This is a genomic window from Paraburkholderia sp. MM6662-R1 (assembly GCF_050436245.1).
Classification (GTDB): Bacteria; Pseudomonadota; Gammaproteobacteria; order Burkholderiales; family Burkholderiaceae; genus Paraburkholderia; species Paraburkholderia tuberum.
Genome location: NZ_JBNDLV010000001.1, coordinates 3,816,090 through 3,837,121 on the forward strand (window position 1 = coordinate 3,816,090; position 21,032 = coordinate 3,837,121).

At 63.2% G+C, this 21,032-nt stretch carries 21 protein-coding genes; 8 read left to right on the forward strand and 13 right to left on the reverse strand.

Annotated elements, in window-relative coordinates; all coding sequences use genetic code 11:
- Position 1: 1 nt before the first annotated feature.
- From OKW39_RS18105 to OKW39_RS18145, 9 genes are all read right to left on the reverse strand, one after another.
- Entirely contained in the window at positions 2–871 is an 870-nt protein-coding gene (locus OKW39_RS18105; protein WP_429563178.1) for an HAD domain-containing protein, read from the reverse strand.
- Between the two features lie 185 nt (positions 872–1,056).
- A complete protein-coding gene (locus OKW39_RS18110; protein WP_429563179.1) occupies positions 1,057–1,392 on the reverse strand; it encodes a hypothetical protein in 336 nt (111 codons plus the stop codon).
- A gap of 403 nt (positions 1,393–1,795) precedes the next feature.
- Positions 1,796–2,185 carry a hypothetical protein gene (locus tag OKW39_RS18115; RefSeq protein WP_429563180.1) on the reverse strand — a complete coding sequence of 130 codons (390 nt, stop codon included), beginning with the start codon at positions 2,183–2,185 and terminating at the stop codon, positions 1,796–1,798.
- A gap of 163 nt (positions 2,186–2,348) precedes the next feature.
- Complete coding sequence (locus OKW39_RS18120) at positions 2,349–3,035, reverse strand: antitoxin Xre/MbcA/ParS toxin-binding domain-containing protein (protein ID WP_429563181.1); 687 nt, start codon at positions 3,033–3,035, stop codon at positions 2,349–2,351.
- Between the two features lie 268 nt (positions 3,036–3,303).
- Positions 3,304–4,011 (reverse strand): DUF2283 domain-containing protein, encoded by a 708-nt coding sequence (locus tag OKW39_RS18125; protein WP_429563182.1) that lies wholly within the window; start codon positions 4,009–4,011, stop codon positions 3,304–3,306.
- Between the two features lie 66 nt (positions 4,012–4,077).
- Entirely contained in the window at positions 4,078–4,824 is a 747-nt protein-coding gene (locus OKW39_RS18130; RefSeq protein WP_429563183.1) for a hypothetical protein, read from the reverse strand.
- 103 nt (positions 4,825–4,927) lie between these two features.
- Positions 4,928–5,437 (reverse strand): GIY-YIG nuclease family protein, encoded by a 510-nt coding sequence (locus OKW39_RS18135; RefSeq protein WP_429563184.1) that lies wholly within the window; start codon positions 5,435–5,437, stop codon positions 4,928–4,930.
- A gap of 231 nt (positions 5,438–5,668) precedes the next feature.
- Positions 5,669–5,959, reverse strand: coding sequence for an MbcA/ParS/Xre antitoxin family protein (locus OKW39_RS18140; RefSeq protein WP_429563185.1), 291 nt, complete (start codon positions 5,957–5,959; stop codon positions 5,669–5,671).
- A 296-nt stretch (positions 5,960–6,255) separates the two neighbouring features.
- On the reverse strand, positions 6,256–6,486 hold the full coding sequence (locus OKW39_RS18145) for an antitoxin Xre/MbcA/ParS toxin-binding domain-containing protein (RefSeq protein ID WP_429563186.1): 231 nt from the start codon (positions 6,484–6,486) through the stop codon (positions 6,256–6,258).
- Positions 6,487–6,800: 314 nt separating this feature from the next.
- On the opposite strand from OKW39_RS18145, the gene OKW39_RS18150 reads away from it, so the two are divergent.
- The 5 genes from OKW39_RS18150 to OKW39_RS18170 all read left to right on the forward strand — a co-directional run bounded on the left by OKW39_RS18150 (position 6,801) and on the right by OKW39_RS18170 (position 10,629).
- Positions 6,801–7,178, forward strand: coding sequence for a helix-turn-helix domain-containing protein (locus OKW39_RS18150; protein ID WP_429563187.1), 378 nt, complete (start codon positions 6,801–6,803; stop codon positions 7,176–7,178).
- Between the two features lie 92 nt (positions 7,179–7,270).
- The gene (locus tag OKW39_RS18155) at positions 7,271–7,459 is read left to right on the forward strand and encodes a hypothetical protein (protein WP_429563188.1); all 189 of its coding nucleotides are present in this window, start codon (positions 7,271–7,273) and stop codon (positions 7,457–7,459) included.
- 610 nt (positions 7,460–8,069) lie between these two features.
- Complete coding sequence (locus tag OKW39_RS18160; RefSeq protein ID WP_187610857.1) at positions 8,070–9,635, forward strand: methyl-accepting chemotaxis protein; 1,566 nt, start codon at positions 8,070–8,072, stop codon at positions 9,633–9,635.
- A gap of 114 nt (positions 9,636–9,749) precedes the next feature.
- The gene (locus OKW39_RS18165; RefSeq protein WP_429563189.1) at positions 9,750–10,133 is read left to right on the forward strand and encodes a hypothetical protein; all 384 of its coding nucleotides are present in this window, start codon (positions 9,750–9,752) and stop codon (positions 10,131–10,133) included.
- A gap of 46 nt (positions 10,134–10,179) precedes the next feature.
- Positions 10,180–10,629: an NUDIX hydrolase gene (locus OKW39_RS18170; RefSeq protein WP_429363369.1), complete on the forward strand. Its 450-nt coding sequence runs from the start codon at positions 10,180–10,182 to the stop codon at positions 10,627–10,629.
- Positions 10,630–10,645: 16 nt separating this feature from the next.
- Here OKW39_RS18170 and OKW39_RS18175 read toward each other — a convergent pair whose 3' ends face one another.
- Positions 10,646–11,539: a transporter substrate-binding domain-containing protein gene (locus OKW39_RS18175; RefSeq protein WP_429563502.1), complete on the reverse strand. Its 894-nt coding sequence runs from the start codon at positions 11,537–11,539 to the stop codon at positions 10,646–10,648.
- Positions 11,540–11,740: 201 nt separating this feature from the next.
- Positions 11,741–13,450 (reverse strand): glutamine--tRNA ligase/YqeY domain fusion protein, encoded by a 1,710-nt coding sequence (locus OKW39_RS18180; RefSeq protein WP_429335046.1) that lies wholly within the window; start codon positions 13,448–13,450, stop codon positions 11,741–11,743.
- A 355-nt stretch (positions 13,451–13,805) separates the two neighbouring features.
- Here OKW39_RS18180 and ggt point away from each other — a divergent pair, with 355 nt between their 5' ends.
- Together ggt and OKW39_RS18190 are read left to right on the forward strand one after the other, a co-directional pair.
- Complete coding sequence (gene ggt / locus OKW39_RS18185) at positions 13,806–15,602, forward strand: gamma-glutamyltransferase (RefSeq protein ID WP_429563190.1); 1,797 nt, start codon at positions 13,806–13,808, stop codon at positions 15,600–15,602.
- A gap of 55 nt (positions 15,603–15,657) precedes the next feature.
- Positions 15,658–15,867 (forward strand): RBBP9/YdeN family alpha/beta hydrolase, encoded by a 210-nt coding sequence (locus OKW39_RS18190; protein WP_429335044.1) that lies wholly within the window; start codon positions 15,658–15,660, stop codon positions 15,865–15,867.
- 18 nt (positions 15,868–15,885) lie between these two features.
- Here the strand turns inward: OKW39_RS18190 and OKW39_RS18195 are convergent, their stop codons facing one another.
- A complete protein-coding gene (locus OKW39_RS18195; RefSeq protein WP_429363372.1) occupies positions 15,886–17,106 on the reverse strand; it encodes a CaiB/BaiF CoA transferase family protein in 1,221 nt (406 codons plus the stop codon).
- A gap of 289 nt (positions 17,107–17,395) precedes the next feature.
- Here OKW39_RS18195 and alaS point away from each other — a divergent pair, with 289 nt between their 5' ends.
- A complete protein-coding gene (gene alaS, locus OKW39_RS18200; RefSeq protein WP_187628024.1) occupies positions 17,396–20,032 on the forward strand; it encodes an alanine--tRNA ligase in 2,637 nt (878 codons plus the stop codon).
- A gap of 69 nt (positions 20,033–20,101) precedes the next feature.
- Here the strand turns inward: alaS and OKW39_RS18205 are convergent, their stop codons facing one another.
- The gene (locus tag OKW39_RS18205; RefSeq protein ID WP_187610861.1) at positions 20,102–21,022 is read right to left on the reverse strand and encodes a LysR family transcriptional regulator; all 921 of its coding nucleotides are present in this window, start codon (positions 21,020–21,022) and stop codon (positions 20,102–20,104) included.
- Between the last annotated feature and the right edge of the window lie 10 nt (positions 21,023–21,032).

Below are 21,032 nucleotides of genomic sequence, written 5' to 3' on the forward strand. Positions count from 1 at the left end.
TTTATCGCCCCGCATGTGCATCAGTGATCCACTTCGCTATCCGCGAGAGCGCATCGTCGTCGCTGATTCCCTTGGACGAATCGAGCAGAAGGAAATGCTCGACAAGCTCTCCCGGCTCGCGCCCGAATCGCTCTGCGCCGAACACCGCGTCGTCAACTGCCAGCCAATGCTTCAACCGCTTTCCGTACACGTAGCTGCAGATGACATCGGTACGCTCTGTGCCGTCGAGCACGTAGCTACGTCGGGGCTTGATGTCGCTGGTCGTGCCAACGACGCGCGGCCGTAGTTCAGAAGGCAGGTAAGCGATGACGCGCTCCTCTGGTAGCCGGCGTGCCCAGGAGGTCGTGAGCACAATTTCCACAGCCGGATAGGGCGCGAGCAACTCAACGAGCAGGGGCGCGAATTCAAGCAGCGGGCGCCCCGTGTCGAGGGTGACCTCGTCGTTCTCGTCGACATAGACGTTGCCGACATGGAGCGTGCCGTCGAAATCGACGAACAGGGTGGGTGTCGTGTTACTCATGAGCAATGGCGCGGGCGGAGCACTCTCTCTGCGCGGAGAGCGCCGCTCCATCACTTCGTACCAGTCAACGGTATGGCCGACTGCATGAAGAGCATCGGTCGCGTCATTTCGGTTCATGACGAGCATCTCCAGCCCAAAGCCGCCGAGCACTTTCAACAGCGCTTCGGTGCCGATGGACCGCCCATCCTCGAGGTTGCTCAACTCACTGACGTCAACGTAAAGATAGTCGGCGGCATCGAGGAGGCTCAGCTCACAGCGTAGCCTGGAGTGGCGAACCAGCTGGCCAAGCGCATGAAGGTCTACTGCGAGCGGACGGGGCGCCGCCCTCGGCGTGGATGATGTTGAATACATTGTGTGGTCCGCGGGACAAATAGGTTCCACTCTGTTCCGTTAAATACAGCCGCCAGCGCTCTCGTCTCGATCTCCGCCCGACACAGACGCCGACCAACGAGGGCAACTGCGCACAAAAGTCGTGTCGCCGAGCCACGAAGGAGTTCTTCACGTAAGTTCATTTGTGGCAGGGTGGAAGACAGCTCCTATACGTCGGTAGGCTCCGTGGGATCGTCATCTCGTGTCACAGAGCCGCGTAGCGGGCGGAGGGCGCCGCCCTTGTCCCTTTCGCAGGCGCTCTCCCACCGTTCCGCCGGCACGATGGAGTGCAGCCCAAGTTGTATCGCTGTGGCAATCGGCAGGCGCAAAACCACGTCAGCGCCGCCCTGATCGCCCAGGCGCGCTTCGCGCGTGCGCAATTCCACGCCGACACCCTCGATCTCGAGGTAAACAACGCCCGATTCGAAGACCTCTTCATAGAGGTGCCAGTCCGGTTCGTCGCCTTCTCCACGGTGATGTGCAAGCGTTGCTTTCGTGCTCATGGAATCCTCCAATTCTCGGCTGGTAGCCAAAGTGACCGAAGTTGCGAGCTGCTCAATGTCCCAATACAGCTCGAGGGGCTAGCCGTTCTGCTGAACAAATTCGTTGGTGGCCTTGATGAAGTCAATTGTCTTCCGTGGCCCAGCGTTTTATGTCGCCGGAGGACCCGCCAGTGACCGACGACTTCTCTCTGCCTGCCGAATTCGGGATTGTTCTGGTTTTCCTTCATCTTGATGACTCACTGTGCTCTTTCGGTCCGAGCTGAGTTCCCAGTTAGCAAAGGTACAAGTACAGGAGCCGGCACATACTGCCCCGGTTCACCTGGGAAGGCTGACTTCCCGAGGTCTCCGCTGCATTCAGCCGAGCACGTCCGATCAGAAAGAAAAGCCTGACACAAATGCCGCCTCAGTTGTGCTCATGTTCGGGGCAACGCGTCCTGATCCATTCGTCTCGATAAAGACGGCCTCGATTACCACACAGCTCGCAAAGGCGCGCGCTTAGCATTTCGGCGAGTTCGATCATGCCGTCCTGTGCTGAGTTGTGGCCACTGGCGTAGAAGCGTAGCGTGCCGAATTTTTCCTTGACCTGCGTGGCAACAACTTGCGGAGCACCGTTTGCGGTCGCATTCTGAAGCGCCGCGCAGAGGGCATCGATCAGGTCATACCAGCCATCCCCGCACTCGAAGCCCCAGGATGCAAATGCCGAAGGCATAGCAGGAAGGTCTGGATCGTCCGGATCGGCAACTGTGTCGGCAGTAAAGATCAGCGGGTAGTTGGCGCGCAGCTTGGCGTCCAATTCTGGTCTCATCTGTTTTCTCCGTTGTTGGCGCATTGACGCACGCCGGCCGAGCCGCGTGCTTCGTCGATCACGTTCATCGCGGTGTCGAGCTTCCTGCGGTCCGATCTCGAGAACATAGCGCGCGGACCAGCTACGAAGCGGCCCCGATTGCGATGGCAACTTATGTCGGGATCCCATGGAGGATTCGCCCCAAGAGAGATTCCACCAACTCGGCGCCGGCAGCATCAGTCGCTGCGGCCTCGTACGGCGTCTTGCCACCGAGTTCGGGATGCGGATGGTGCATCCAGGCGTCGGCGTCGGCCGCGTCATCCCAAACCTGCGTTGCGAGGCCCAGGAGCCGCCACGCCTGTCCCGGGTTTTCACGCCAGGGTCTCATGGCGTCCACAGACACACCCGTGACCGACGACTTTCCGGAGCCTGCTAGTTCCATGATTGACCCAGCTTTCACCTTCTGGCTCGCTTCGAGGGGCAATCCATTCTTTTCGACGAACTCGATGGCGGTCTTGATGAACGCCCGAAGGGAATCGAAGTAGGCCGCATCGACGGCGGGCGTGGGCGATGACGTGGTCCCTGCCAACACGACGCTGCGCAGATCGGAGGCCCCGTCGGCGAGGTCGTGGTGGGTGACCCGGATCCACTCGCCGAGAGTGGCCTTCACGCAGTGCTGACACAGGTCGATGCACAAGTCCGTACAGTCACCAAACACCGAATGGAACCCGCCGCGCCAAGCGAGTGACGCCCGTTCGTGCCATTCGCCATCGCCGTCCTCCGGGCTCATCCGGCGCCCGCATCGGTCGCAGGTGCAGGCAGCCACTTCCAGGATAGCCTTTTCACGGTATTCGAGCATGGGCTTCTCCTCCGACTACTGATGGGCGCCGATCAGACGTGTGACGGTCATTCCGCTTCGTCGACACAGACCGGCAAGGCACCCTGCGAAGCCTGGTCTGCGATAGGTCGGATACTCATTCATCACGATTAACACGGTGAAAATTGCTTTTCCGATACTTTTCCGGGCTGCCCCGGCTTTCACAGATCTCGCGACTTTTCGCCAGCCGTGCGGGGAGGCCTGAGCATCAGCTAACGCATGGTGTACGTGCGGACCAACGTACGCTCGCTCATGGCTCGTCCGACCCTGGGACTGGCTCCGAGGGGTCATCGTGGCGGGTGACGGAGCCGCGCAGGCGACGGAGCGCGTCGAGGCGCCGACGTAGGTTCCTGCCTTTGTCAGGGGCACAGACGCTCTCCCACCGATCAGCCGGCACAATTGACGCCAGCCCGAGCTGAGTCGCCGTCTTGATGGGCAGTCGCAATACCACCCTGCCGCCGTGTTCACGCGAGTAAGGCTCGCGCGCGAACAACTCAACGTCAATATCCTCGAGTTCCAGGTACACCACCCGCGACTCGCCGAGTTCTTCGTACAGGTGCCAGCTCGGTTCATCGCCTTCAGCTGGGTGATACGCGAGAGTTGCCTTTGTGCTCATGGGTTCTCCCCGGAGGGGCGCGGCGGAGGCTTCAGAAGAGCACTCCGGGATCGCTTTTTCGTTGTCCGTGCCGATGCTATCAGCCCATTCACGGGCGTTCGACATTGGTACCAGACGTCCGGCAGTCACGTCGTCCAGACCTTCCTGAATCATGCGGCGCTCCACGTTTTCGATGGGCCAGTAATTATTGGCCTTCGCATCGAGGATAGTGATTTTCGCGAGGCCCGTCTCTGAAAATCCCAAATTGACGTTCCAAGTCTGAGAGACGTCTCGAACGATGGTCGCGTTCGAAAACGTGATGTGGAGAATGTCTTCCTCGTCGTCATATTCGATTCTCATCATGTATCCATCCCGATTCCAATGCGGATGAGCAACGTCATCACGCGGTCAGTGCCTTGCAACACCGAACTACCCGTGCACCGCTCCCACCACATGGTCTTTGGCTGCTTCCACCACTGCTGCCGGGTCTGATCCCAGCACCTCCCGAGGACGCTTGCCATGAAGCATGGTATTCGTCGACTCGAACCAGGACGCGATTCGGAATGGCCGGTAGCCCTTGAAGATTTTCAAGATCTCGGCAACTTCAGGAATCGGGTTGCCAAGCTCATCAAAAGCGTACAGGGGGTACAGTGTCTGCCCGGCTCGCTCGATAGAGAAGATCTTCCCAGCCTTTTTCCACCGGTGCGCCGCATTGTGCATGTTGGATGCGTCAGGGTTTTGCCTCTTCCCGACAATCTCCGCGGTGAGCCACTTGGTGTTGTTGAGAACAGCGTCCACCGCCTGCTTCTCCATCTCGGCCCGCGATGGCTCCAGCAATGCGACTGGAGAGGCATCGACAAGCGCGTCAAACTCCGAAAGTCCATCACTGTCGCTAAAACTTAAAGATGCGACAAACCCTTCTGAAAAGATTGTTGGTGCTCTCGCTGCAGCAATGTACTGCCTCGAGCGCTCTTCAATATCGCGGTCATTGCCCGGGTAGAAGACCGAATACTCATGCCCCGATTCGCTGCTTTCCTCGAACGTCCAAGCCTCCGTCGGAACGGTGACCGTCGCAATTTCATCCGCTTCGTCGATCCATGACCAAGCCTCGAGAAATAAGACGACGCTTTCGGGGTCTGCTTCCGATAGGCGCTCTAGCAGCTCACGAACCTTCATCGAAACCTCCTTCGCCAGTAGAAACGTCCCCGGGGTCGACCGTTCCAAACTTCGATTAACTTTATTGCTCGTGCGTTCTGCACCGCGCGTCAGGAGATGCTGGCTAGCTGTTCACACCTTTCTGCTCTATGTATTTTTTGAACAAGTCGTCTTCATAAATGATGTGATTGAGGACTTGTACAAGGGCATCGAAATGGGCGTCGTTGTATGCCTCAGGATTGCTGATCCCGAGTTGCTTCAAATGTTGACGGATGCGCGGACCACCTATCGGGTCTGTCCATATAGCATCGATGCGGTCGAGACAGAACTTGTAGTTCTTGTAGTGAAGATTCCCGACCTTCACAATTTTTGCCAGCATTTGATCAAGACCTAGTCCACAGAAGAACTCTCGCTGCTTTGAGACGCGATGCACATAAAGTTCCTTATGCACATGACGCTCGTAGGCCTGGGCCGAGGGGTGATAGAACGTGCCAACAAGATAGAACGGTGTTGGCACACCCGCGGGGCTGCTAAGTTCAAAAGCCCGTCTGGCAGGGTTGTTACTGCATCCGATCTTGTAGATGCCCGGCATGGACTCGTTAGCCATAACGTAGACGTGGTCGATTATGATCATGGCTTTCAGCACACTCCTGTCGTCAAGCGAGCATTACCGCATTACGGCGCGCGCAGGCAGGCTACGGCCGCAAGTGCGGGGGCGCACAGTGCAATCCAGCCGGCCATCGATACCAAACGGTCAACTTTTTATCTGCGACCGAGCGAAGCACAAGACTCGGTTGATCATGGCGAACGTCTCCCTCAAGTCTGTCGAGAGTGTCTGACCTTTAGGCCGTCACTCGTACCCGGCTCAGGCACAGAAACCATAGCGGAGATGACCCAGCGCCAGCATCACTTGCTCTCGGTCTCCCTGAGCCAGCAAGTCCACTGCGCTGCGGCCGCCGAAACCGATGGTCCGGCTGATGAGCCAGCGCGCTGCCTTGTCTTCCGACTCGAACGTCGCGATGAGTTCCTCGACTATAGTTGGATCGGTCTCGCGCAGCGCTTCCAACGTCCCACGGCCGGCGTCCTCCAAGGACGCGTAGAGCCTGGAGACTTCAGCCGCCAACGCGTCGATCTGCTTCGGTTCAATCTGGGTCATGGGAGTGTTCCTTCTCGTCGGCGACAGACTAAGCCATGGGTTGGTCCCACTAATGGTCTTTGGCTGCTTCAACCACTGCTGCCGGATCCGATCCCAGCACCTCCCGAGGACGCCTTCCGCGGAGCATGCTGTTCGTTGACTCAAACCAAGAGGCGACTCGGAATGGCCGGTAGCCCTTGAAGATTTGCAAGATCCCAGCGTTCTCTGGAGCCTCCGGAGCAAGGTCTCGCTCACACAGATGTTTCGTTTCCTCTTCAGCCCGCAGTCTAGGCGCTTCCGCGTGCGCGCAAGAGAGTTTAGCCAAACACGCCGTGCTCAATCCGACCGAGCGTATCCATCACCTTTTCGGTGCCAACCTTGGTATTGACAAGGCTCAGTGGCGTGACGCCTCCTAGGCCAGCAATCGGTGTCTTGAGCCAGGCGATTGTCAAGCTAAGGTCGTTAAACACCTCGGCAGCGCGAGCACAGATACGCGCGAGTCGCAGTAGCTCGACTGAGTCCCCCTGGCTCCACCCGTCGGTTCCCATACCCACCTCCTGTATCACGCTTTACACAGTATTGACATATGGGCCGCTATCGAAGGCCACGAAGCTAAACTGCGCGGCCTGCGAGGCCGCAGGCTGAGTGCCACCAGTTCGAGGTTGCGTCAAGCGCGCGTTCGTAGCTACACGTTACACGTGTAAGACATTCCAGCACTGACGACATATCTGCGGTGGCCCGCCTTTGCTTTGTTCACGTCAAACAGTCAAACGGCAATTAGTCGATTGTCGACTATAGTCGATTTTGGACTATTTCAGCCTCGGCCGCAAGCTGCTGCTGTTTCCAACAGCTTGGTCTGCTTGTGCAAAAGTCCATCTACTCGGAGCACTACGGTCTCCTGCTCGCAACGCTACGGAATGCAAGAACGGCTGGGGGACTGTCCCAAGCGCAGATAGCCGAAAAACTGGGGCTCACGCAGTCAACTGTCGGAAAGTGTGAGCGGGGAGAGCGTCGACTCGATGTGGTGGAGCTCAGGAATTGGTGCGGCGCGATTGGCCTCACCCTTTACGACTTGGTGCGCGAGTTCGAGGATGCTATTTCACGATTCGAGGCTCTGAAAAGAACCGGCGCGCAAAAGGCGGTTCGAAAGACGGTATCCAAAACGGCGGGCAAGGCGGCTCGAAAGACGGCGCAGAAGGCGCTGAGAAAAGAACCGTCCGAAGACGGTGGTCTAGCGTGAGTTGTCTTGGCACTCCCCAGTGCAGCATAACTGGCTGACCGATCGGCATTGCCTGAGTCTCAGCGCGGCGCATCGAGAGCGCGAAGCGCCGCGTGACAGAAAAGAAATCATCGTCTCCCGGCGGTGAAAGCGAGCGCACGAAAAACTGCTGCGAAATCACGGAAATCGGCGAAGCGGGTGCCGCCAACAGTGCCGACGTCCAGAAAACAAAGCGGCCCGCGCGCGGCGGGCCGGAAATCCATGTGGAGACATGGAGGAGACGAAATCAGTATAAACCCTGACGTGGATTTCTGCACGCCCGAAACGAGAACACCGCACCGCAGCCCATGGAGGGGCCCGGCGCACCCGTGGGGTGGCCGCTTGGAGTGGGGGGTGCTCGCTGCGGTAACCGGATAATCGCGACATGGAGAAGTGCGCGCCTCCTCAAAGGAAGCTATGACCGAGCATTGTCTGTACTTTCGCAGCGCGCACTGCGGTAACAAAGCAATAGCCTTTTATTTTTAGGGGCATATCGCCCACTTGTCTCTCGGCTGAATTGGGCGTCGAGCTCAGACATGCAACAAATATGCAACTGGTTGCGTGTTTTTAAATCTGAAAGTCCGTCAGAAAGCGCGCACTCGGACGGGCGTTCACTCACTCATACACCCCTCCGGAACCCATTCTGTGTCTATATAATGATTCGAGCCCCTCCTGCCGTACCAGAATCATCGAAGGGTTACAGGTTTCGCGCCTGTAACCCTTTTTTGTTTTTGTGCCATGTTGCGCGCCCGGTGGCTGTCAGGCTGTCGCGTGTTCGTACGGCTCGCTTCGGGTGTTTCCCGACTCAGGAAATCGCGCGCGGCGCCGTTAATCCAACAGAACCGTGTGACGCGCCGCGATGGAGGAATCAGCGTGAACCGACTTAGCCTCAACACCAAACTCTGGCTCGCGCTGCTGATTACGTGGCTCGGCCTGCTCGGCCTCGGCGGCTGGGCCGCATGGCAGTCGCGCGCGACGATGCTGGCCGAGCGCAAGTCGGCGGTGCAGAACGTCGTGGAAAGCGCCTACGGCATCGTCGCCGACTACGCGCAGCGCGCCGACCAGCACGAGCTGACGCCCGAACAGGCGCGGCAGCAGGCGCTGGCGCGGCTCTCCGCGATGCGCTACCCCGGCAGCGGCTACATGATCGTGTCGACTGCCACGCCGGTCGTGATCATGCATCCGATGCTCGCCGATCTGCGCAACAAGGACGTGTCGCACTACGCGGACAGCGACGGCAAGCTGCTGTTCGTCGAAATGGTCAAGGTCGCGCAGGCGCACGGGCAGGGCTTCGTCGATTACATGGGCCGCCTCGCCGGCAACAACGAGCGCGTGCCGAAGATCAGCTTCGTCAAGCGCTTTGCCGCGTGGGACTGGTATCTGATTTCGGGTGTCTACGTCAACGACATCGACGCGGCGTTCCGCGCCGACCTGCTGCGCTATCTGCTGACGATCCTCGCGATCGGCAGCTTCAGCACCGTCGCGCTCGTGCTGATCATCCGCAACGTGAAGCGCAGTCTCGGCGGCGAGCCCGCCTATGCAGCGAGCGTCGCGGAGACGATCGCAGACGGCGATCTGTCGTGCCCGGTCACGCTGGCCGGCGACGATCAGGAAAGCATGCTGTTCGCGATGCAGCGCATGCAAAGCCGCCTCGCCGACGCGATCCGGCGCATTCGCGGCGGCACCGAAACGATCACGGTCGCGGCCGAAGAGATCGCCGCGGGCAATCTCGATCTGTCGGCGCGAACGGAACAGCAGGCGTCGTCGCTCGGCGAAACGGCCGCGAGCATGGAGCAGCTGACGGCGACCGTCAAGCAGAACGCCGACAACGCCCTGCAGGCCAATCGCATGGCGCGCTCGGCGTCGCAGCTCGCGGGCGAGGGCGGCGAGGCCGTGCAGCACGTCGTCGCGAACATGCAGAGCATCGCGGCGAGCTCGGCGCGGGTGGTCGATATCATCGGCGTGATCGAAAGCATCGCGTTTCAAACCAACATCCTCGCGCTGAACGCGGCCGTCGAAGCCGCGCGCGCCGGCGAGGAGGGCCGCGGCTTCGCGGTCGTCGCGGGCGAGGTGCGCAACCTCGCGCGCCGCAGCGCCGACGCGGCCAAGGAGATCAAGACGTTGATCGAGGATTCGGTCGCGCGCGTCGGCAGCGGCAAGACGCTCGTCGAGAAGGCGGGCGGCACGATGGAGTCGCTCGTCGATGCGGTGAAGCGCGTGACCGACATCATCAGCGAGATTTCCGCCGCGTCCGACGAGCAGAGCCGCGGCATCGAGCAGGTCAATCTCGCGATCGCGCAGATGGACGAGACCACGCAGCAGAACGCGGCGATGGTCGAACAGGCGGCGGCCGCCGCGCAGTCGATGCAGGAGCAGGCGCAGATGCTGCGCGACGTCGTCAACACGTTCCGCCTGCAGGGGACGGCCGCCGCGCGTTGATGGCCGCGTCGATGGCGCGCTGCCTGCCGAAGTGTGCATGCTATGCTTTTGAGGTCAGGATCAAAAGCCGCCGTGCGCCCGTGCGCGCCGTGCACACTTCGAGGAGAGTCCTACATGTCGACGCGAACCCGTGTGCTGTTCCGCCTCAGTGCCGCGAGCCTCCTGCTCGGTGCGGCGATCGGCGCGCAAGCGGCGAACCTCGGCTTTCTGAGCGACACGCCGATCACTTATATGAGACAGCGTGACAACGCCTCGATCAAGCATGCGGTCATGAGCGCGCTCAATGACAGGAAGGACGGCGAGAGCTTCACGTGGGTCAACGACGGCACCGGCAATAGCGTGAAGATCGACGCGACCATCTCGATGGACAGCACCTCGACCGACGGCGGACGCACCTGCCGCACCCTCGGGGTCGTACTCAATGCGAAAGGGCAATCGATGAACCTGCGTCCGAACTTCTGCAAGGAAGGTGGCGCCTGGCAGCTGCAGAAGCGTTGAGCATGCGTGAGCGCGGCGCGAGAGGTGCATGCAGTGAGGCTGCGCGATGAGCCCGCGAATCGTCTCGTGCGGGATCGTGCTGCTCGATCCCGACGGACGCGTGCTGCTCGCGCACGCCACCGAAACGACGCACTGGGACATCCCGAAAGGCCAGGGCGAGGACGGCGAGGCGCCGCACGTGACGGCGCTGCGCGAGCTGGTCGAGGAAACCGGCATCGCGCTCGAGGCCGATCGGCTGAAGGATCTCGGCCTGTTCGTCTACCGGCGCGACAAGGACCTGCATCTGTTCGCGGCGCGCGCGGGTGCCGGCGAGCTCGATCTGAGCAGATGCACCTGCACGTCGCTGTTTCCGCGCCGCTCGGACGGCACGCTGATCCCCGAAATGGACGACTACCGCTGGGCGTCGATCGAAGAGGTGCCGCGCTATGCGAGCCGTAGTCTGACGCGGCTCTTCGAGACGACGCTGTCGCTCGCGGAGTTGCACCGGTCGCTATAGCCGGCGCACGCCGCCTTCAATCGAGCGCGTGGTCGTTCGGATGCGCGAACAACGCGCGGTTCTGCTCCGACAGCGGGAAATTGACGTTGATGCCATGCGGCGGAATCGGCTGCGTGAACCACTGCCGATACAGACGCTCGGCGTCGCCGGACGTCTGCGAGCGCACGATCACGCGATTCACGAGCGCGCGGAACGGCTCGTCGCCCTTGCGGAACATGCACGCATAAACCTCGTAGCCAAGCGGCGTGCCCGTCACGATGAAATCGTCGGGATGCGGGTCGGTCGCCTTGAAACCGTAGACGATCGGCTCGTCCATCACGAACGCCACCGCGTGACCGTCCTTCATCTTGTTGAAGGCGTCCTGATGGTCGCGCACGCTCATGATGCGCATGTTCAACTGCTTGTCGGTGTTGAGGCTGCGCAGCAGGCGCTCGTCGGACGTGCCCGCGGTCGTCACGACCGGCTTGCCGGCCAGATCGGGGAAATCGGTGATGCCGCTGTTCCTGCGCGTGATCATGCGCACCGCGTACTGGAAAAAGCTGTCTGAAAACGCAGCGACGTTTTCGCGCTCGACCGTGTGCGTGGTCGAGCCGCATTCGAGATCGATCTGGTTGTTCAGCAGCATCGGCATGCGGTTCGACGACGTGACCGTGACTTCGTGAACGCGCAGCTGCGCCATGCCGAGCGTTTTCCTGATTTCATCGACGATCTGCATCGCGATCGCCTGCGAGTAGCCGACCGTGCGCTTGCCGTCGAAGTACGAGAACGGGATCGACGCCTCTCGCACGCCGAGCACGACGACGCCGTCGTCGTGGATCTTTCTCAGCGTGCCGGTCAGTTCATCCGCGCGGGCGGGGCCGGTGAACGCGAGCACGCCGCAGGCGGCCAGCGTAAGCAGCACGCTGTGCATGCCGCGCAGCAGACGCGGGAAGCGTGAGCCGCACGCGCTCCGTGCGATGCGAACCCTACCTTCAGACCCTTCCCCGTGGCGGTCTGCAACCTTCATCGGACCTCCCGGACCGGCGCGCTCAGGCGAGCGCGCAGTGAGTGTCGATCGAAACATCCGGCAACCCGGATGGGCCCGCAACGCCGGGCCCTCGCTGGCGCGGGCTCAGGCCGGCTTGCCCCAACTGTCGCGCAGACTGACGATGCGGTTGAATACGGGCTTACCCGGCTTCGAATCGACGCGGTCGGCGACGAAGTAGCCGTGGCGCTCGAACTGGTAGCGCTGCTCCGGCAGCGCATGGCGCGCGCCGGTTTCGAGGTAGGCCTGGACCACGCGTTTCGAGTCCGGATTCAGCGCTTCGAGGAAGTCGCGGCCGCCGGCGTCCGGTTGCGGTTCCTTGAACAGCCGGTCGTAGATGCGCACTTCGGCCGGGCACGCGGCCGCCGCGCTGACCCAGTGGATGTTGCCCTTGACCTTGTAATTGTTCGCGCCTTCGGTGCCCGATTTGCTGTCCGGGAAGTAGTTGCAGTGCACCGCGACGATATTGCCGTTCTCGTCCTTGTCCGCGTGCGTGCATTCGATCACGTAGCCGTAGCGCAGCCGCACCTTGTTGCCGGGGAACAGGCGGAAGTAGCCCTTCGGCGGTGTCTGCGTGAAGTCCTCGCGCTCGATCCACAGCTCGCGCGAAATCGGAAACTCGCGCATGCCCTGTTCCGGATGATGCGGATGCACCGGTGCGTGGCACGGCTCGGTAAGGCGTTCGGGGAAGTTGTCGATGATCAGCTTGACCGGATCGAGCACGGCGGCGATGCGCGGCGCCTTCTCGTCGAGATCGTCGCGCAGCGCGCCTTCGAACACGCTCATGTCGATCCACGAGTCGACCTTGGTCACGCCGATGCGCTCGCAGAACAGCTGGATCGACTCGGGCGTGAAGCCACGCCGGCGCACGCCGACGATGGTCGGCATGCGTGGGTCGTCCCAGCCTTCCACATGGCCTTCGTTGACGAGTTGCAGCAGCTTGCGCTTGCTGGTGATCGCATAGGTCAGGTTCAGGCGCGAAAACTCGATTTGCTGCGGCAGCGGACGCCCGAAGACACCGGCCTCGGCGAGTTCGTTCAGGATCCAGTCGTACAGTGGGCGGTGGTCTTCGAATTCGAGCGTGCACAGCGAATGCGTGATGTTTTCGAGCGCGTCCGAGATGCAGTGCGTGTAGTCGTACATCGGGTACACGCACCAGGTGTCGCCGGTACGGTAGTGATGCGCGAAACGGATGCGGTAGATGACCGGGTCGCGCATGTTGAAGTTCGGCGACGACATGTCGATCTTCGCGCGCAGCACGTGCTCGCCTTCCTTGAACTCGCCCGCCTTCATGCGGCGGAACAGGTCGAGGTTTTCCGCGACCGAACGCTCGCGGAAGCGCGACGGCGTGCCGACTTCGGTGGCCGAGCCGCGGTTCGCGCGGATTTCCTCGGCCGACTGGCTATCCACGTATGCCTTGCCGCGCTGGATCAGCAGCTCCGCGAACTCGTACAGCTTGTCGTAGTAGTCGCTCGCGAAGTACAGATGCTCGGTGCGGTCCTTTTCCCATTCGAAGCCGAGCCAGCGCACCGAGTCGATGATCGACTCGACGTACTCGACGCTTTCCTTCTCCGGATTGGTGTCGTCGAAGCGCAGATGGCACACGCCGCCGTAGCTGCGCGCGACGCCGAAGTTCAGGCAGATGCTCTTTGCGTGACCGATGTGCAGATAGCCGTTCGGCTCCGGCGGGAAGCGCGTTTCGACGCGCTGGCTCCATTTGCCGGTGCGGTTGTCGTCGTCGATGATGTTGCGGATGAAATTGGATGTCGCGGGCGCGTCGTTGCGTTCGGTATTCATGCGAGAAGATGAGGGTCCGTGGGGGCGCGCAATGCGCCCGTGCCGTGTAGCCGTCAATTCTACCTGACGAGCCCGTTCGCGGCAGGTGGTTGCGGCGCGCAGCCAACGGCGCAGTGGGTTTGGCGCGGCTGCCGGAGTCAGGGAAGCCGGCGCGCGGGGCTGTAACAGGAGGTAAAACGGGTTGGCGACGCGCGCCGCGCCGACTTAGGATGCGCTGCTGCGCGCGGCCCGCGCGCCTGTGCTGGGCCTTCGCGCGGGGCGGGCTTGCCCGAGCCGTCCACGCTGTCCTTCATCTTCCTGCACGAGGCTCCGCTGCTCGTGTGCCATGCTCGCCTCGTTGCCGGAGTTTTCTCGGATGTCTGTCCCGACGCACGGCGCGTTTCGCGCGCCCTTTGCCCGCGCTTTGGCTAGCGCCCGATTTTCTTGCCGTAACCGTCGTGTGCTCGCTTCGGCCTGGTTTGCCGCGCTTGCCGTGAACGTGGCCGCGCCGCTGTCCGCCGCCGCGAAAACACCGGCGCCGAAGCCGGCGCTCGATGCGTCGGCCGTCGCCGCGCCGGATAGCTACAGCGCTGACACCGCGCAGCAGATTTTCGCCGCAGGCGGCAACGCGGTCGATGCCGCGGTTGCGATGGCCTTCACGCTCGCCGTCACGCGGCCCGATGCGGGCAACCTCGGCGGCGGCGGTTTCATGACGCTGCTGGTCGACGGCAAGCCGTATTTTCTCGACTATCGCGAGCGCGCGCCGCAGCAGGCGACCCGCGAGATGTACCTCGACGACAAGGGCAACGTGGCGCCGGGCATGAGCACGGTCGGGCATCGCGCGGTGGCCGTGCCGGGCACTGTCGATGGCATGTGGGAAGCGCAGCGGCGCTTCGGCAAGCTCAAATGGAAGCAGGTGCTCGCGCCCGCGATCCATTACGCGACCGACGGCTTCCAGGTCGACCCACGGCTGCAGCAGCGACGCGACGCGGCCGCGAAGAGTTTCGCCGGCAAAACCAATTTCGACGCCTACTTCGCGAACCTGAAGGCGGGCGCGATGCTGCGCCAACCGGAACTCGCGCAGACGCTGGGGCGGATCGCGAGCGACGGCGGCCGCGAGTTTTACGAGGGCCGCACCGCTCAAATGATCGCCGCGCAGATGTACGGCCACGGCCTGATCACGAGCCAGGATCTGAGCCAGTACAAGGCTCTGTGGCGCGAGCCGCTCGCGGCCGACTGGCACGGCTACCGCGTGATCACCGCGCCGCCGCCGAGCTCGGGCGGCCTCGGGCTGATCCAGATGCTGAAGATGCGGGCCGATCTGCAGCCGGCGTTCGACGGCCTTGCGTTGAATTCAGCGCCGTACATCCATCTGATCGCGCAGATCGAGGATCGCGTGTTCGCGGACCGGCAGCGCCATATCGGCGACCCGGACGCATCGCCGGCGCCGGTCGCGAAGCTGATCGACGACGCCTACCTCGCGCAGCGCGCGGCCGAAGTCAAAGCCGACGAAGCGCCGGCCGCTGCGACGGTGAAACCCGGTGTCGACGGCGGCGCGGCGACGGAGAAGGCGCAAACCACGCATTTCTCGGTGGTCGACAAATGGGGCAACGCGGTGTCGAACACCTACACGCTGAACGGCGATTTCGGCTCGGGCGTCGTGGTGGACGGCGGCGGGTTCCTGCTGAACGATGCGATGGACGATTTCGTGATCAAGCCAGCCGTCGCTGGCGCGACCGGCGCGGCGTCGACACCCGGCGCCGCCGATGCCGAGCCGGATGCGATCGCGCCGGGCCGCCGCCCGATTTCGTCGATGACGCCCACGCTGCTGCTGAAGAACGGCAAGATCGCGCTAGCGATCGGCACGCCCGGCGGCTCTCGCATCCTGACGACGATCTTCCAGGTGATGACGAATCTGTACGACTTCGACATGTCACCGACGGACGCGCTCGCCGCGATGCGTTTCCATCATCAACTGCTGCCGCCAAAGACGATCTACTTCGAGCCGTACCGTCCCGCGCCGGATGAGCTCGCCACGCAATTGAAGGCGCTCGGCTTTACGGTCGAGCAGCAGTCGTTCAACGGCGACGTGCAGATGATCCGCGTGGACGGCACGACCCCCGAGCCCGCGAGCGATCCCCGTGGTGGCGGCGTGGCACGCGTGATACGGTAGACGGCCCGCCGCGCTATCCCGCGAGCGGGCGATAAGCCGAACACGGGGAAGCACGATGAGCGAACACCAACCGCCGTTTGCGACGATCGTGGTGGCGAGCAGCGACGATCCTTATGGCGGCGTGCCGTTTTCACAAACCTGCGCGAACGCGTGGGGCAGCCGCTGGATCGGGATCGGCGCGCGCGGCCACATCAACGCCGACAGCGGTCTCGACGATTGGGACGAGGGGCGCGGCTGGCTGGCTTCGCTAACGGCGATGCGCTGAGTCTCGCCGCCTGCTCGATCAGATCACCGCTTTGCGCTTCAACTCGGCAATCGTCTGCGCGTCGTATCCGAGCACGTCGCTCAGCACCCGCTCGGTATGCTCGCCGAGCAGCGGCGGATGGCTCAGCGCCTGCGGCGGCGTGCCGGTCATGGTGATCGGGTTGCGCACGAGCTTGACCGTGCCGCCCGACGGATGCGGCAGATCGACCTGCAGACCGCGCGCGACCACCTGCTCGTTGTCGAACACTTCGTCGAGGTTGTTGATCGGCCCGCACGGCACGCCGGCCGCTTCGAGCGCCGCGATCCAATGCTGCTTGCCCTGCAGGCGGACCATGTCCGCGAGCATCGGCACGAGCAGTTCGCGGTTGCGCACGCGCGCGGGGTTGGTTGCGAAACGCTCGTCGTCGGCGAGTTCCGGGCGGCCGCCCACTTCGACGAACTTGCGGAACTGTCCGTCGTTGCCGACCGCGACGATGATCCAGCCGTCGCTGGTCTGGAAGGTCTGGTAGGGCACGATGTTCGGATGCGCATTGCCCCAGCGCGCCGGCGGCTGGCCGCTCGCGAGGTAGTTCGAGTTCATGTTGGCGAGCATCGCGACCTGCACGTCGAGCAGCGCCATGTCGATGTATTGGCCAACGCCCGTGCGGTCGCGGTGCGTGAGCGCGGTCAGCACCGCGATCGTCGAGTACATGCCGGTCATCAGGTCGGCGATCGCGACGCCGGCCTTCTGCGGGCCGCCGCCCGGCTGAGCGTCACGCTCGCCGGTGATGCTCATGAAGCCGCCGATCCCCTGCACGATGAAGTCGTAACCGGCGCGCTGCGCATACGGGCCGGTCTGCCCGAAGCCCGTGACCGAGCAGTAGATCAGGTCGGGCTTGACCTCTTTGAGCGAGTCATAGTCGAGGCCGTACTTCTTCAACTGGCCGACCTTGTAGTTCTCGAGCACGACGTCGCTTTGCGCGGCCAGTTCGCGCACGATCCGCTGACCCTCGGGCGACGCGATGTCGAGCGTGACCGAGCGCTTGTTGCGGTTCGCCGCGAGATAGTAGGCGGCCTCGCGCGTGTCCGCGCCGTCCGGCGTTTTCAGATAGGGAGGCCCCCAGTGGCGCGTGTCGTCGCCGACCTCGGGGCGTTCGATCTTGATGACGTCGGCGCCGAAATCGGCGAGCGTCTGCGCGCACCACGGACCGGCGAGCACGCGGGTGAGATCCAGCACGCGGATGTGACTGAGAGCGCCCATGTTCCTGAATGTCTCCTGATGGTTGCAGGCCGCGCGGCGAGCTGCCATGCGTTATTTCGCGCGAAGTTTCGTGGAAGTCATCTTAAGCGATTCGCGCTCGCGGGCGCAGTCAGCCGAACGTCATGGCGCGGATCGGACGAGCGGACACGCGAGCGCCAACCAGGCGGCGCGCGGTGCCGCGCGCGCTTGCCGATCCCGTATAATCAGTCGTTTAAAGAAACCGACAGTTGGCGCATCCCACCGACCGCCAGTCTCCGTCAGGAACCGTCAGGACCGCCCCCCGCCCGCTATGAAAGCCGCTGAAATCCGCGAGAAATTCCTCAAGTTCTTCGAATCGAAGGGCCATACGATCGTCCGTTCGTCGAGCCTCGTGCCCGGCAACGACCCGACACTGCTCTTCACCAATTCGGGGATGGTGCAGTTCAAAGATGTGTTCCTCGGCGCGGAATCGCGTCCGTATTCGCGGGCCACGACCGCGCAGCGCAGCGTGCGCGCCGGCGGCAAGCACAACGACCTCGAGAACGTCGGCTACACCGCGCGTCACCACACGTTCTTCGAGATGCTCGGTAACTTCTCGTTCGGCGACTACTTCAAGCGCGACGCGATCCACTACGCGTGGGAACTGCTGACCGGCGTCTACCAGCTGCCCAAAGACAAGCTCTGGGTCACCGTCTACCAGGAAGACGACGAAGCGCACGACATCTGGGCGAAGGAAGTGGGCGTGCCGGTCGAGCGCATCGTCCGCATCGGCGATAACAAGGGCGCGCGCTACGCATCGGACAACTTCTGGCAGATGGCCGACACCGGCCCGTGCGGCCCGTGCTCGGAAATCTTCTACGACCACGGCCCGGACGTGTGGGGCGGGCCGCCGGGATCGCCCGAGGAAGACGGCGATCGCTACATCGAAATCTGGAACCTCGTGTTCATGCAGTTCAACCGCGACGCGCAGGGCAACATGACGCCGCTGCCGAAGCAATGCGTGGACACCGGCATGGGCCTCGAGCGCATCGCCGCGGTGCTGCAGCACGTGCACAGCAACTACGAGATCGACCTGTTCCAGGCGCTCATTCAAGCCGCTGGCCGCGAAACCGGCGTGACCGATCTGGGCAACAACTCGCTGAAGGTGATCGCCGATCACATCCGCGCGTGCTCGTTCCTGATCGTCGACGGCGTGATTCCGGGCAACGAAGGCCGCGGCTACGTGCTGCGCCGTATCGTGCGCCGCGCGATCCGCCACGGCTACAAGCTCGGCAAGAAGGGTTCGTTCTTCCATCGCCTCGTCGCCGACCTCGTCGCGCAGATGGGCGACGCTTACCCTGAACTGAAGCAGGCCGAGCAGCGCGTGACCGACGTGCTGCGTCAGGAAGAAGAGCGCTTCTTCGAGACGATCGAACACGGCATGTCGATTCTCGAAGCCGCTTTGGCCGATCTCGACGCCGCAGGTGGCAAAACCAGCGGCAAGACGCTCGACGGCGAACTCGCGTTCAAGCTGCACGACACCTACGGCTTCCCGCTCGACCTGACCGCGGACGTCTGCCGCGAGCGCGAAGTGACGGTCGACGAATCCGCGTTCGACGACGCGATGGCGCGTCAGCGCGAGCAGGCTCGCGCGGCGGGCAAGTTCAAGATGGCGCAGGGCCTCGAATACTCGGGCGCGAAGACCACCTTCCACGGCTACGAAGAAATCGTCTTCGACGACGCAAAGGTCGTCGCGCTGTACGTCGATGGCGCGTCGGTGCAGCAGGCGCAGGCCGGCCAGCAGGCGGTCGTCGTGCTCGATCACACGCCGTTCTACGCGGAGTCGGGCGGCCAGGTCGGCGACCAGGGGGTGCTCGCGAACGCCAGCACGCGCTTTGCGGTCGTCGATACGCTGAAGGTTCAGGCCGACGTGGTCGGCCACCACGGCACGCTCGAGCAGGGCACGCTGAAGCTCGGCGACATCGTCAAGGCCGAAATCGACGCGGTGCGCCGCGCCCGCACGGCGCGCAACCACTCGGCCACGCACCTGATGCACAAGGCGTTGCGCGAAGTGCTCGGTTCGCACGTGCAGCAGAAGGGCTCGCTCGTCGACGCCGACAAGACCCGCTTCGACTTCGCCCACAACGCGCCGATGACGGACGAGCAGATCCGCCGCGTCGAGGAAATCGTCAACGCCGAAGTGCTGGCGAACGCGCCCGGCATCGTGCGTGTGATGTCGTACGACGAGGCGGTGAAGGGCGGCGCAATGGCGCTGTTCGGCGAAAAGTACGGCGACGAAGTGCGCGTGCTCGACCTCGGCTTCTCGCGTGAGTTGTGCGGCGGTACGCACGTGAATCGCTCGGGCGACATCGGTTTCTTCAAGATCGTGATGGAAGGCGGCGTCGCGGCCGGTATCCGTCGCGTCGAAGCGATCACGGGCGACAACGCGGTGCGCTACGTGCAGGAGCTCGAAGCGCGCGTCAACGCGGCCGCGGCCGCGCTGAAGGCACAACCGGCGGAACTCACGCAGCGCATCGGCCAGGTGCAAGACCAGGTGAAGGCGCTCGAGAAGGAACTGGGCGCGCTGAAGTCGAAGATGGCGTCGAGCCAGGGCGACGAACTCGCGGGCCAGGCGATCGAAATCGGCGGCGTGCATGTGCTCGCGGCGACGCTCGAAGGCGCGGACGTGAAGACGCTGCGCGAAACGGTCGACAAGCTCAAGGACAAGCTGAAGAGCGCGGCGATCGTGCTCGCGTCGGTGGAAGGCGGCAAGGTCAGCCTGATCGCGGGTGTGACCGCCGACGCCAGCAAGAAGGTCAAGGCGGGCGAACTGGTCAACTTCGTGGCCCAGCAGGTGGGCGGCAAGGGCGGCGGCCGTCCGGACATGGCGCAGGCCGGCGGTACCGAGCCGGCCAACCTGCCGGCGGCGCTCGCGGGCGTCAAGGGCTGGGTCGAAGGGCAGCTTTGATTCTGATGGTCGCTTTTGCTGAAGCCGACCGGGTTGCGTCGAACCTGGTCGGCGGGGCGGATTCAACGATCAGACCACATTCGCATCCGCGGACGCCACCGCATCCACCTCGGCTGTCCCTTCCTGCGACGCCACCAGCGTGCGTCGCAGCGCATTGAGCGCCGACGAAAAATGCCCGCGTCGCCACACCAGCAGCGTGTCGATCATGCCGATATCGGGCAATTCGTGCACCGCGATATTGCTCGTGTCGGTCTGCAGATCGAGCACCGAGCGCGGTGCGACCGCGACGCCCGCTCCGGCCGCCACGCACGCGACGATCGCGTGATACGAGCCGAGCTCCAGCACCCGTTGCGGCCGCGTGCCGTGCTCCAGATACCACTTCTCGATATACGCGCGATAAGCGCAGCCCCGCTCGAACGCGATCAGCGTCGATAGCGCGATGTCGCGCACTTCGCGGATCGGCCGATGACCGCGCGGCGTCAGCATCACGAGTTCCTCGCGGAAGATCGGCACGGTCTCGAACAGATCGCCGAGCGTGGCCGGATCGAGCGGCGTCGCGACCAGCGCCGCATCGACCTCGAACTCGCGCACCCGCTCGATCAGCCTGCCGGTCGTGCCGGTCTCGAGTTCCAGTTCGACGGCCGGCCATTGCTGGTGATATTGCGCGAGCAGGCCCGGTAGACGCGTCGCCGCGACGCTTTCCATCGTGCCGAGACGCAGACGCCCGCTCGGACGATCCTCGCGCACCGCGTGCCGCGCCTCGTCGGCGAGCGCGAGCAGCCGTTCCGCGTAGGGCAGCAGCGTCTCGCCGGCCGGCGTCAGCACGAGGCGGCGGCCGTCGCGGATGAATAGCTCGGTGCCGAGCTGTTCCTCGAGCTGCTTGATGCGCGTGGTTACGTTCGATTGCACGCGATTGAGCTTCGCCGCGGCGCGCGTCACGCCGTTTTCGCGCACAACCGCGCGAAAAATGGTCAGAGCGGCCAGATCCATGATTCTCTCC